A 12556-nucleotide genomic window follows, 5' to 3' on the forward strand; every position below is an offset into this window, starting at 1 on the left:
TTAGCCTCCAGCACCGCTATCTTCTAGAGTGACCCGGGTCGCTTTGAGTGCTTGCAAGAGTGAACTGTGCTGCCAGTCCTCACACAGCAAAGTCTGAATTAACTTGAGGCTACGGTCGCTGTAGGCATGACCGGTCAACCCCAGATAAAAGCTAGAGCTGTGATGGCTCTCTGTGTTAATTAAACGGGTCAGTTCTTCGGCCCGTTCTAAAACTCGGCGCACCTGTGCCTGCAGGTTAGACCAGGCTGAGACATTGCGCAGGTTGCTGAACGACTCAGCTACGGGGTCATTACGGTTCTGGATCAGCACCGTCTGCCTGCGGATCGCCGTGGGCAGCTCCTCAAATAAAATGACCGGCCCATAGCCAATGAAACGAATCGGCAGAGTCCAGCGCTCGTAGTCACCAAAAAATTGAGTCAGGATGTGAAACACGACAGCTGCAATCAGCGTGCCTTGACTGTGGGCCAGCACAAAAACCTCAGCCCCATCCCGCAGTGCTTTGATGATCTCGTAGGCAAGGCGTAGGGTTGGGCGAGGCGCACCGGCAGGATAATCCTGATAGAAATACGAACTCAGCTCTGCCAAATCCATTTTCTGCAGGAAGGGTAAGCTGCGAATGAATTCAGGGTCGAGCGAAGTTGTAGGAGCTAGGGAGCCAGATCGTCGGGATTGAACTTCCTTAAGAATGTCGGCGTTGGGATCTAAGTCTGTTTGGCTCAAGCTGGTAAGCATCGCGGCATAGCCCTTGAGGCGAGTCCGCGCCGCTTCATCAGGCTGCAAAAACTGCGCTAGTTCGGCTCGTTGTAGCAGACACTCTAGAAAATCGGCCTGGAAGCCAGCAGTGCTGTTGTGGATACCGACAATATCAAAGGGGTGCTCCACCGTTTGCCACACGAGGACTTCTAGGTCGCGTAGCTGGTTAGCGTAGGGGCTAGTGACGCCATTGACGTGCAGTAGGCGTTTGGGACGTCCGGTGGGAAGGGCCTGGGGATAGAAAACTTGACAGCCATCCCACTGGGCTTCAGGCCGTCCACTAATTGCTTCAGAAACCATGGTTAAACATTCTAGTGAAATACTAGGTCTAGCGAAATCCAGGCGCTTCTGGGTCTAGGGCCCTGACCCCACTGGCACATCATTACTGGCACATCAGCGACGATGCAGAGTTTGTTCTCTTCGGGGGAATACCCAAGCTAATCTCTCATCCCAAGGTCATCTGGTGGGTTAGCAACCAGCAGTTTCAGGTTTTCTTTAAATCCACACTATTTAATTGAACTTAATTGAACTGCTCAGGATTTCAGCTAGAAGTGCTGAAAGCACATGAAATGAGAGGTTTTTATTGACATGCCTCTATGGGTAAGCAAGTCTCCCCAATGCTATCCAAATCTTTGGTCTGGGTAAGGCTCTAGTTAAGCAGCTGATGCCGCTTTTAAAGCTCTAGTCTTCTTCATCGCTGGGCTTCACATTCCAGCCTGCGGGAGCTTTTTGGCTACATGCTGCGTCCCAACTTTCCGGTATTGTTAGAGACTGTCCAGGTTAATGCCTGGGTACTGTTGCGTGTGGGGCTCAGAGTTTGAAGATGCGGCGGCGGCAGTTACTAGAGTTGGCACGTTCTGGAGCACTGTTCGGTCTGGGGTTAGCAGGTACAACCTGGGCGAGGCAGGCAGTGGCCCAAGGGGCACAGCAGCTACGCATTCAATACCTCGGCCACATGTGCTTTCTGTTTTCGGGAGCGGGTAAGCGGGTTCTGGTCAATCCTTTCCGGGCCTTGGGCTGTACTCAGCGTTACCGAGTGCCAGCAGTATCAGCTGATCTAGTCTTGATCAGCTCGCGGCTACTCGATGAGGGAGCCATTGATGTTCTACCAGGTAATCCCCAAATCTTGTTTGAGCCAGGAGCTTACAACGTCCAGGGCTTAACTGTTCAGGGCATCCGTTCTCCCCATGATTTGCGGGAGGGACGGCGCTTTGGCGATAACGTGGCTTGGCGTTGGGCGCAGGCAGGCATTACCATCCTGCATTTAGGCGGTGCCGCAGCGCCTCTGACCCTAGAACAGCGCATTCTGACTGGTAGCCCCGACATCCTGTTTGTGCCAGTAGGCGGGGGAGCCAAGTCCTACAATGCTCAGCAGGCGGCAGAGGCAGTGAAGGCACTCAACCCTAAAATCGTGGTGCCCACCCAGTACCGGGCTCCTAACTTAGCAGAGGGCAGTTGTGATCTAAGCTCGGTCGATGAGTTCTTGAGCTTGATGCAGGGCAGTACGATTCGCCGGGGCAACGGGGATTCTCTAACCCTAACCCCAGGACGATTGCCGGATAAAGGCCCAGTCGTGCAAACCTTCGCCTACCGGTTCTAGAACGTTGCCTGTTTTAGATCTGAGTTGAGATTCTGAGCCGCTTGATAAACTGCAAGAAAGTCATTTGCGGGCGCTCAGAATATGCACTCGGAATTCGCACAGCGACGTCAGCAGCTCCTCGACAAACTGGGTAATGGCACAGCCATTTTCCACAGTGCACCGCCGCAGGTCAATCACAGCGATGTTGAATATCCCTACCGTCAGGAAAGTGATTTCTACTATCTAACTGGTTTTAATGAACCTGAGGCGGTGGCAGTCTTAGCGCCTCATCATGACGAGCACCGGTTTGTGCTGTTTGTCAGGCCTCGGGATCCGGAGAAAGAAACCTGGCACGGCTATCGCTCTGGAGTGGAGGGGGCCAAAGAACGCTACGGAGCTGATGAAGCTTACCCCATTGCCGAGCTAGACGAGAAGCTGCCCCAATATCTCGAAAAGGCTGACCGCATTTACTACAGTCTGGGCCGCGATCAAACTTTTAATCAGACCGTTCTCAAGCACTGGCAACAGCAGCTTGCTACCTATGCCAAACGCGGTCAAGGTCCCACCGCCTTGGAAGATGCTCGCGTGCTGCTGCATCCCTTGCGTCTGGTTAAGAGCGAGGCGGAGCTAGCCCTGATCCGCAAAGCAGTGGCGATTAGTGTGGAGGCACACAACGCAGCGCGGGAGCTGGCTCGACCCGGTCGTTACGAGTACGAAGTCCAGGCCGAGCTAGAGTACCTCTTCAAAAAGCATGGTGGCCTGGGACCGGCTTACCCCTCGATTGTGGCTTCTGGGCCGGGAGCCTGTGTGCTGCACTATATCGAGAATGATCGCCAAATACAGGACGGCGATTTGCTGCTGATCGATGCGGGCTGCTGCTACAGCTACTACAACGCCGATATCACTCGCACCTTTCCTGTAGCAGGCCGATTTACCCCGGAGCAGAAAACGCTCTATGAACTGGTGCTGAAGGCGCAATTAGCAGCCATTGAGGCAGTCCAGCCCGGTGAGCCCTACGGTGCCTTTCACGACGCTGCTGTGCGAGTCTTGACCGAGGGTTTAGTCGAGCTAGGGCTGCTGGTTGGGGAAATAGACAAGCTGATTGAAGAAGAGAAGTACAAGCCTTTCTACATGCATCGCACGGGGCACTGGCTGGGACTTGATGTGCACGATGTGGGTGTCTACAAATATGGCGACACCTGGCACAGTCTTCAACCTGGCAATGTGCTCACAGTTGAGCCTGGAATCTACATTGCACCAGATATCAAGCTGGCAGAAGATCAGCCCCCCGTACCAGAGCGCTGGCATGGCATTGGTATTCGCATTGAGGATGACGTATTAGTCACCGCAACGGGACACGAAATTTTGACCCGCGAGGTTCCTAAAGCCATCGCCGATCTGGAATGGGCAATGTAGATTGGGAGGCATCAAGTTCAGCCGCCAGACATTAACCTTCGAAGCCATAGCCTGATCAGGACAACCTGACAGGCTTTCAGATTGAGGTACAGGTTAAATATATGTCAGGGCAACCTCCCGCTCAAAAATCTTGGCTGCACGATGAAGCCGCACTGAGTAATGTTTTTGAACATATCTCTGACGGCATTTTCATCGTGGATGTGGAAACCATTCAGGACGAAAGCGGCGCAGAGGTGATTGCCTTTCGTTACGTGGGCTGTAATCCAGCCGACGAACGGATGACTGGACTTTCTAATCAGGCGATTGCTGGCTTTCGCCCCCATGAATGCCTGCCTCCAGAAATTGCTGACAGAGTTTGTGCCAACTACAGGCGTTGTCTAGAGCACGCTGAGCCAATTAGTTATGAGGAATCATTCGATCGCCCGCCAAACTGGCTGGCTAGACCTGATGCTCAACCCATTGCTGGCTCCTCTGTTGGTGAGGGTTCTGTAACAGAGCCACCCCGCCAATTGTTGACGACTCTTTCAGCCGTTCGGGATGCTAATGGTCGAGTCTGGCGCATTATTGGCTCCGGTCAAGATATCACCGAGCGCAAACGGGCAGAGGCCGCCCTACGCCAGAGCGAAGAGTTGTTCCGGTCCCTGAGCGCCTGCTCCCCGGTTGGCATCTTTCTGGCAGACACTGAAGGCCGGTGCTTGTACACGAACCCTCAGTGTCAAGCGATCTGCGGTTTGACGCTGGAGGAAAGCCTGGGTGAAGGCTGGGCAAAGGCTGTTCATCCAGAGGATCGCGAGTGGGTGTTTGCTGAGTGGTCACTCGCAGCGCGTGCGGGCCAGAAATGCTTCCAGGAATACCGCTTTCTGAGGCAGGATGGGAGCATATGCTGGGTCCGAGTTCGCACATCACCACGGCTCTCTGACCAGGGAGAGTTAATGGGTCATGTAGGCACGATTGAAGACATTACCGTAAGCAAGCAACTGGAAGCAGAACGTCAGCAGGCTGAGGCCATACTTCAGCAGAGCGAAGCGCGCTACCGAGCTATTGTTGAGGACCAGATTGAACTGCTATGTCGTTTTTTGCCTGATGGGACTTTAACCTTCGCCAATGACTCTTTCTGTCGCTACTATGGGCGCAACCAGAAAGAGCTGATCGGCAATCCCTTTTGGGCCTCGAATCCAAATATTGATCGTGACCAAGTCGCTCAGCATATTGCCAGTCTTAGTGCAGAAAACCCTGTCGCCAGTATTGAAGAGTATTTCATCAATCAAAGCGGGCAATTACGCTATCAACTGTGGACTGACCGAGCCATTTTCGATGAGCAGGGCCGTCTAGTTGAAATTCAAGCGATTGGGCAAGATATCACAGAGCGAAAGCAAGCGGAAGAGGCATTACGTAGAAGTGAAGCTTACTACCGCGCCATTGTTGAGGACCAAACGGAACTAATTAGCCGTTCACGGCCCGATGGCACCCTAACTTTTGTCAATGAAGCCTACTGTCGCCACGTCAATCAACCCCGCGAGACGTTAATTGGTCAAAACTATAAGCCTTTTGTATTGGAGCAGGACCGAGCACAATTAGAACAACATTTGGCTACGCTGAACCGCGATAATCCTGTCGCCATTATTGAGCATCGAGAAGTAGCGGGCAATGGCGAAATTCGCTGGATGCAGTGGATCGACCGTGCCATCCTGGATGAGCAAGGCCAATTAATTGAAGTGCAATCGGTAGGGCACGATATTACTGAGCGTAAGCGAACTGCTGAGCGGGAGCAACTGCTCTCAACCATTGCTCTACGGATTCGGCAATCGTTAGATCTTAATGAGATCCTCAATGCAACCGTGACAGGAGTTCGGCAACTTATCCAGGCCGACCGGGTCGTTATTTACCGCTTTCAACCGGATTGGACCGGGGTTGTTGTTGTGGAGTCTGTTGGCATCGGCTGGACACCGATGGTTGGCATGAAGATTACTAACCCTTTAGGAGAAAGCTATATTCAATCTTTGTCTCAGGGACAAGTCATAGCAATAGAGGATATTCACGTTGCAGAGATCGATCAATATCACCTTGATTTAGTCGCCCAATTTCAGGTCAGAGGCGACTTGGTAGTTCCCATCCCACAAGATCATCAATTGTGGGGACTGTTGATTGTTCACCAATGTTCTGGGCCCCGTAGCTGGCAAAGTTTTGAGATTGATCTGCTGAAGCAATTATCAACCCAGGTTTCTATTGCGATTCAACAGGCCCAACTTTATGAACAGACCCAACTCCAAGCCCAACAGGAACAGGCATTAAACCGAATCACACAAACGATTCGCAACTCACTCGATCTAGACACGATTTTTTCGACTGCGGTTGCAGAAATCCGCCAGTTGTTAAAAGCCGATCGCATGGTCCTGTTCCGCTTTAGCATCGAAACTAGCCTTGTTTTGGCTCAGTCAGTAGGCCCAGGTCTCAACCTGATTGGCGAGATTTCAACTGAACTTCACGAGGCCTGGGCCAAGCAGCGCCTTACCCATTTTCAGCAGGGTAACATTAGTGTGATGCCCGATTTTCAGCAGCTTTCATTTCCCGCAAAAGTTGACGAGTTTATTCAGCAATATCAAGTTAAATCATCCCTAGCTGTTCCTGTAATTCAAGGTGCTCATTTTCTGGGGGTTCTAACTGCTCACCAATGTTCTGGTTCCCGCTATTGGCAGCCCTTTGAAATCGAACTACTAGAACGATTAGCAGATCAGCTAGCTATTGCTATTCAGCAGGCCGAACTCTACAAACAAACTCAACATCAGGCGCAACGAGCCCAAGCGCTTAACCGAGTTACACAAGTGATTCGCAGTTCGCTCGATTTAAACACTATTTTTACAACGGCAGTAGAGGAGATTGGCAAGCTGCTGCAAGTCGATCGTTCTGGCATCTTTCAATATGTATCTGAACGGCAAGTTTGGCTGAGAGTCGCTGATTATCGTCAACGAGATGATTTGCCTGTGACCTTAGGCTTAGAGATTCCATCCACAAATAATCTAGTGAGTCTTCGCCTGAAGCAGCTAGAGATTGTTCAGATTGACGACACGACCAACACTGAACAAGGCGAAGTCAATCAGAACCTTGCTCAAGCCTTTCCTGGCGCCTGGCTGTTAGTGCCTCTCCACTTTCAGCGTTCCCTGTGGGGTTGCCTGAGTCTATCAATGGTGAACTCTAGCCATAGCTGGCAAAACTCCGAAGTGGATCTAGCTTGTGCTGTTGCCGATCAGCTCTCGATGGCCATTCAACAAGCTCAGCTCTATCAACAGGTGCAAGCACTTAACAGCCAGCTTGAACATCAGGTACAGGAACGCACTGCCCAATTGCAGCAAGCACTCGAATTTGAAGCAGTGCTCAAGCGAGTAACCGATAAGGTGCGAGATAGCTTGGATGAGCAGCAAATTTTGCGCACTGCTGTGCGAGAGTTAGTCCTCGCTCTGAACGTGGACTATTGCAATACCGCTGCCTACGTTATCAACTCCGATACGGGCAAGCTCGACCATCTAGTCATCGAGCACGAATATGGTCTCAAGGATTGGCCCTCCCTACAAGACCAAGTTTTTGAAGTTGCCGAGCTCTCTGAAATTTACGACTATCTCTTTCAGGGAAAATACCTTCAGTTTTGTGAGTTATTTCCATTGCCCGGTCGGCCTAGAGCAGTAACCTTAGCCTGCCCTATTTTTGATGAGCAAGGGGTTATTGGCGGTCTGTGGTTATTTAAGCAGTCAGAGAGTGCCTTTGACGAAATGGAAGTGCGATTGACCCAGCAGGTGGTCAACCAGTGCGCTATTGCTATCCGACAGGCTCGTCTTTACCAAGCATCACAATCTCAAGTCGTTGCCCTTGAGCATTTGAATCGGCTCAAAGATGATTTTCTGAGCACTGTCTCCCATGAATTGCGAACCCCACTCTCCAACATGCGTATGGCAATTCACATGTTAAAAACAACGGCTGGGGCCAAAAATGGTGAACGATATTTAGAAATTCTGCAAACGGAGTGTGCCCGTGAGATTGAACTGATTAACGACTTACTAGATCTACAGCGTTTAGAAACCGGTCTAGCTCCTATAGAAGCAGAATCTTTACAACTGCAAGATTGGATTCCTGACCTGATTGAACCGTTCCAATCGCGGATCCTTGAACGGCAGCAAACGTTTCGGGTCGAGCTTGCCTCTGATCTACCGCCCTTGATCTCAGGCCGGAAGGAACTGAGCCGCATTCTCTCAGAGCTGCTCAACAACGCCTGTAAGTACACCCGACCGAATGGCACGATTACGCTCAAAGCTCAAGCCATCGTCGGTCCAGTCCCCATGATTGCGATCGCCGTTTGCAACAGTGAAGAACTGCCTCAGGCCGAATTGACCCGTGTCTTCGACAAGTTCTACCGTATTCCCAATGCCGATCCCTGGCGACAGGGGGGCACCGGCTTGGGTCTGGCCCTGGTGCAAAAGCTGGCGGAACATTTGCAGGGAAAAATCAGTGTGCAGAGCCAAGCCAAGCAGACGGTCTTCACCGTGCTCTTGCCCCAAACCCCTGTCTCCCGAAGCCTGTAGAGCGCAACAAGAGCTTATCTAGCAGTACCTAAGACACCGAGTCAAAGTAAATAACTAGGGCCTCAGCCTGCCTCAGCAATAATTAGGGCCTCAGCCTGCCTCAGCTCCGCGAGAGCCGTTTCACCGCCTCCCCACCCAAGATCTCATGCGCCTCGGCTAGTAAATCAGGAATAATGTCGCGGTGGGGGCTGGCTAGTAAACACTTCTGCAACTCACGGCGATTGAGTCGGGCAGCACTCTGGCCTGGAAACCAGTGTCCGCCGCTGCCCAAGAGGTTGTAGCGCATGCGGCCATACTCAACCAGGTCATAGGCGAGAGCCAGATTACGCAGCCAGAGGATCATCGGAATATTGATGCCGTGCGGCGTCTCCTCCGGCTTGGGCAACCCCTGCTGCCAGGTTTCAACCCAATTAGCCCCGAGGCGATCGACGAGGGCTTGTTCCAGACTGCCTATAATCGGCGGCAACAGTTCTTGGGTACGGTCGAGCACCTCTAGAGTCTTCAGGTGTTCATCAAAATCCTGAGGCCGCGCTGCCCCTAGCGAAAGCGTATGCACCTGAGGGTGAGATAGACAAAACAAGTTATTGAAGACAATCGGGCTCAATGGTGAACACAGGTCCACCAGCTTTTGCGGCGGCCGATCGAGCAAGCCCCCTTTGTTTGTGGGGCTAATAATGAAAACCCCCACATCCTGTCGAGTGGCAGCTTCAATGGCAGGCCAGTTGAGCTGATTGATGTAGTACCAGTGCAGATTGACATAATCAAACTCGCCCGTGTTAATCGCCTGCACAATCACATCGGTGGGACCGTGGGTCGAAAAACCGACAAAGCGCACCTTTCCCTCGCGTTGCAGTGAACGCACCACATCCAAGCAACCGCCCTTGCGCACCGTCCATTCCAGCAGTTGTGGCGTGTTGATGCCGTGAAGGCCTAGCAAGTCAACATAATCCAGCTTCAGATAAGCCAGAGATTGCTCAAACGTGCGCCGAAATTCTTGGGCATTGGCCACTGGGGAAACTTTGGTTTGCACGATTAGCGACTCGCGCGGCAATTTAGGCAGCACCCAGCCCAATTGCATTTCCGAGGAGCCATAGCCCCGTGCCGTCTCGATGTGATTGATGCCCAGCTCTAAGGCTCTATGAATCGTTGCCTCTAAGTTGGCTTGGCCGTCCGCCGGAACCTCACGGGGCTGGATATCCTGCCACTTGTGCTGATAGCGCATTCCCCCACAAGAGAATACCGGCATCTGAAGATTGGTGCGACCAAAACGCCGCCGTACCATTGCAACTGTGGACTTCATGACCAACTCAGTTCTCAATTAAGGGCATTAAGGGCTGAAAGTAGAAGGAATGGCAGCAAATTCTACTGTTTCACCCGGTCCGGGCGTGTAAAGCTGCGTGGCCAGACCCGACGCCTTTAGGCGGTCCTGAAACTCAGCCACACTGCCTAGACTACGGATCAACTTAGGCAACAAGCCACTAACTTGCATACTGTCTGACACGAGCGCGGTTGGCACAACAGCCCGGGGTTGTACTGCCTGCACAACGGCCAGCGCTTCTTCCGGTCCCATGATCACCTGTCCGAGAACGGGAAAGACTTGACCGACGACTGGCACGACTAGCACATCGACCCGGCCCACTTGCTGGGCTAGCTGCCGTTGCATTGCAGGGGCAACGGTATGGGGCTCATAGTAGAGCGTGCAATCATCACCCTGCGAAGCGCTCTGGAGAAGGTAGCCGTTTTCCTGGACGCCTTGGATCTTGGCACCTGGGACAGCTGTGATTCGGAGGCTTCCCAACTGATGAGTTTGCCAATTGGTGAGCGGGGTGACTGAGTTGTAGCCCAGGGAGCGGGCGATGCGAGCCGCTTCCGGTGTGGCAACGACGGGGATACTACGGTCGAGTTGCGCCAACGTGGGCCGATGGCTGTGATCATCCAGATCCTGCGATAGCAGAATTAGATCCACTGGGGGTAATGTGGCTGGGGTGAAGGGTGCTGCCTGTTGACGGCGCAGTTCAAACAGCCAGGGGTGGTAGATCACCATTGGCTCAACCAGCCAGGGGTCAATCAGTACCGTTTTGTCAGCGAGACGTAGCAACCAGGAATTGAGGTCGATCCGGGTCAGTTGCATCAACTCTCCTGTTCTTTGCGCCCAGATTGCACTGCCCAATAAAACAGCGCTGCGGTGAGCGGCACACTCACCAACAAAATGATGCTGGTGGCAACCACTCCAAAGCGAGGCTGACCGTAAAGCAGTTCAAAGACACAACCTACTGCGGCAATGGCACTGACGGTAGAGCTACCAAGGAAAAGAGAACTTTTAGGCATTACAAAAAGGCTTTTACTTTGCTTAACAATTATAGAAGCCGGTCAGCGCTTCGGCGTAGGCTGCCCTAGTAGCCTACGGTAGCTAACAATACAGTTCGCTGTAACTAGTAGAGAGACATATAGGTCTAGTTGCAGCAAACGTGAGTTGAGATCTCCTACAAGCTGAGGTTTGAGGCAGATGAGCAAGCAGATTGAACCAGCGTTGATGAAGACCCTTGCCATTATCGCTGGGGTCACAGCCGCAGGTCTCTGGGTGTTGGGCGGGTTAGTGCCACGCTGGTTGCCCAATGCAGAGCCCTCGGTCAGCCAATCGGTACCGGCAGGGCAGTCCTTAGCCCTGCTCGGTGACACTTTTAGCGGCTACAGCACCTTTCGCAGCCCCAGCTTTCAGAAGGCTCTCAAAGGCGTAGGTGTGGACTTGCGCTATGCCGATGAGTTCAATCAGACCAAGCGGGCAGAACTGCTAAATCAAGGGCAATCAGATTTATTAGCCACCACACTGGATCAGTTTTTGAAACAGCGACCCGAGGGCCAAATTGTCGCTCTCATCGACCGAACCGCTGGTGCTGATGCCGTTGTCCTAAATACGAAAAAATACCCTAATCTCAAATCGCTGCTCAATCTGCAACAGTTGGTTGCGCAGGCTCGTCCTCAAGGTCAATCGCTACGCATGGCCTTCGCTGGTGATACACCAAGCGAGTATTTGGCGCTACTGCTCGATACCAAGTTTGAAGCCTTCAACCTGGCCGACTTTCAGATCAGTAAAGTTGCGGATGCTTCCGATGCCTGGCAGCTCCTGCAAGATCCCAACAGCAACGTGGCCATTGCCGTCCTGTGGGAACCGTTCGTCACTCAAGCACGGCAACAGGGCTATACCGTTGTCCTATCGAGTAAAGATGTACCAGGGGCCATCGTTGATGTGTTGGTGGCATCTAAGCGGCTGGTGCAATCTCAACCCAGCACTGTGTCTAAGTTCGTTGAGACTTACTACCAGCACATTGATGCAGGCATCCGCAATACTTCTCAGTTACAAGCTCAGATTGCTGAGGACAGCCAGCTCTCGACCAACAGTGCCGCAACCGTATTACAGGGAATCGATTTTTTTACAGCCCTTGAGGCTCAAGGCTGGCTAACCAACGGCACTCTACAGCGCCGAATTGGCTCAACTGCAGGGGTATTGGTATTAGCTGGGCACCTCAACCAAGTGCCTCAAGACACGACCTCCCTGTTCACTGCCCAGTTCATTAGCCAAGCGGCCACCGCCAGCCAGACTTTGATCGACCTTGTACGGGCCGATAACCCGGAGTTAGCAGACCGTTTGATAGGTAAGAGTGTGACTGCTGCTGTCCCTCGCAGTCTAGCCCAGCTCCAGAATGCGCCCGACATTGGCAATCTGCGGGTGCGAGGAGCAGTCAGCTTCGCCGTAGGCTCGACCCAGCTCACAACTCAGGGCAAACAGACGTTGAACCAATTAGCCCAGGAAATTGCTGAATTTAACGCCCAGACCGTTGCTGTTCGGGTTATTGGTCACACCTCGCACTCAGGCATTGCAGCAACCAATCAGGCGATTAGCCAACAGCGTGCCCAGGTTGTGGCCGCCTACCTGCGCAACCGGGGCCTTAAGCACAACATCACGGCTGAGGGTAAGGGCTTCAGCCAACCCCTACCTAGCCTTGCCCCTAATGATCCCAGAAATCAACGCACGGAAATCCGTCTGATTCGGGTCAATTAAGAGGTCATCTCGGGCTAGCAAAAGGATAGAGACGATATCCGTAATATCAACTACCCTAAAGCGTCTGCACACAGTACAAGCCTTTAGCAAATATCCGCCTCAGTAGAATTAACAAAGTGAAAGACTCCGCAGAAAAACTCTAGAAATGACGTAGTAGATTTAAACACTTGGTTTAGC

Annotated in this window: 8 protein-coding genes; 4 read left to right on the forward strand and 4 right to left on the reverse strand. The window is 52.4% G+C overall.

Annotation, left to right across the window (positions count from 1 at the left end; translation table 11 throughout):
* Positions 1-1053 carry a hypothetical protein gene (locus H6F94_RS23105; RefSeq protein WP_190804572.1) on the reverse strand — a complete coding sequence of 351 codons (1053 nt, stop codon included), beginning with the start codon at positions 1051-1053 and terminating at the stop codon, positions 1-3.
* A gap of 523 nt (positions 1054-1576) precedes the next feature.
* On the opposite strand from H6F94_RS23105, the gene H6F94_RS23110 reads away from it, so the two are divergent.
* The 3 genes from H6F94_RS23110 (at position 1577) to H6F94_RS23120 (ending at position 8319) form a co-directional block, all read left to right on the forward strand.
* On the forward strand, positions 1577-2353 hold the full coding sequence (locus tag H6F94_RS23110; protein WP_190804573.1) for an MBL fold metallo-hydrolase: 777 nt from the start codon (positions 1577-1579) through the stop codon (positions 2351-2353).
* 81 nt (positions 2354-2434) lie between these two features.
* Positions 2435-3748, forward strand: coding sequence for an aminopeptidase P N-terminal domain-containing protein (locus H6F94_RS23115; protein ID WP_190804574.1), 1314 nt, complete (start codon positions 2435-2437; stop codon positions 3746-3748).
* 101 nt (positions 3749-3849) lie between these two features.
* On the forward strand, positions 3850-8319 hold the full coding sequence (locus tag H6F94_RS23120) for a PAS domain S-box protein (RefSeq protein WP_190804575.1): 4470 nt from the start codon (positions 3850-3852) through the stop codon (positions 8317-8319).
* Positions 8320-8419: 100 nt separating this feature from the next.
* On the opposite strand, the gene H6F94_RS23125 is transcribed toward H6F94_RS23120, so the two are convergent.
* From H6F94_RS23125 to H6F94_RS23135, 3 genes are read right to left on the reverse strand one after another with little or no spacing between them, the layout of a single operon-like run.
* Positions 8420-9619 (reverse strand): aldo/keto reductase, encoded by a 1200-nt coding sequence (locus H6F94_RS23125; protein ID WP_313949357.1) that lies wholly within the window; start codon positions 9617-9619, stop codon positions 8420-8422.
* Positions 9620-9646: 27 nt separating this feature from the next.
* Positions 9647-10450, reverse strand: a complete 804-nt coding sequence (locus tag H6F94_RS23130; protein ID WP_190804576.1) for an MBL fold metallo-hydrolase — start codon at positions 10448-10450, stop codon at positions 9647-9649.
* Positions 10450-10647, reverse strand: coding sequence for a hypothetical protein (locus H6F94_RS23135; RefSeq protein ID WP_190804577.1), 198 nt, complete (start codon positions 10645-10647; stop codon positions 10450-10452). The genes H6F94_RS23130 and H6F94_RS23135 overlap by 1 nt, the downstream gene beginning before the upstream one ends.
* A gap of 178 nt (positions 10648-10825) precedes the next feature.
* Here H6F94_RS23135 and H6F94_RS23140 point away from each other — a divergent pair, with 178 nt between their 5' ends.
* The gene (locus H6F94_RS23140; protein WP_190804578.1) at positions 10826-12379 is read left to right on the forward strand and encodes an OmpA family protein; all 1554 of its coding nucleotides are present in this window, start codon (positions 10826-10828) and stop codon (positions 12377-12379) included.
* Positions 12380-12556 lie beyond the last annotated feature (177 nt).

It is taken from the genome of Leptolyngbya sp. FACHB-261 (genome assembly GCF_014696065.1).
GTDB lineage: Bacteria > Cyanobacteriota > Cyanobacteriia > FACHB-261 > FACHB-261 > FACHB-261.

What these genes read in the sequence shown, in the direction of transcription:
- H6F94_RS23105 (WP_190804572.1), bottom strand. Translation starts at nt 1,053, where the DNA reads ATGGTTTCTGAAGCAATTAGTGGACGGCCTGAAGCCCAGTGGGATGGC.
- H6F94_RS23120 (WP_190804575.1), top strand. Translation starts at nt 3,850, where the DNA reads ATGTCAGGGCAACCTCCCGCTCAAAAATCTTGGCTGCACGATGAAGCC.
- H6F94_RS23125 (WP_313949357.1), bottom strand. Translation starts at nt 9,619, where the DNA reads ATGAAGTCCACAGTTGCAATGGTACGGCGGCGTTTTGGTCGCACCAAT.
- H6F94_RS23135 (WP_190804577.1), bottom strand. Translation starts at nt 10,647, where the DNA reads ATGCCTAAAAGTTCTCTTTTCCTTGGTAGCTCTACCGTCAGTGCCATT.
- H6F94_RS23140 (WP_190804578.1), top strand. Translation starts at nt 10,826, where the DNA reads ATGAGCAAGCAGATTGAACCAGCGTTGATGAAGACCCTTGCCATTATC.
- H6F94_RS23110 (WP_190804573.1), top strand. Translation starts at nt 1,577, where the DNA reads ATGCGGCGGCGGCAGTTACTAGAGTTGGCACGTTCTGGAGCACTGTTC.
- H6F94_RS23130 (WP_190804576.1), bottom strand. Translation starts at nt 10,450, where the DNA reads ATGCAACTGACCCGGATCGACCTCAATTCCTGGTTGCTACGTCTCGCT.
- H6F94_RS23115 (WP_190804574.1), top strand. Translation starts at nt 2,435, where the DNA reads ATGCACTCGGAATTCGCACAGCGACGTCAGCAGCTCCTCGACAAACTG.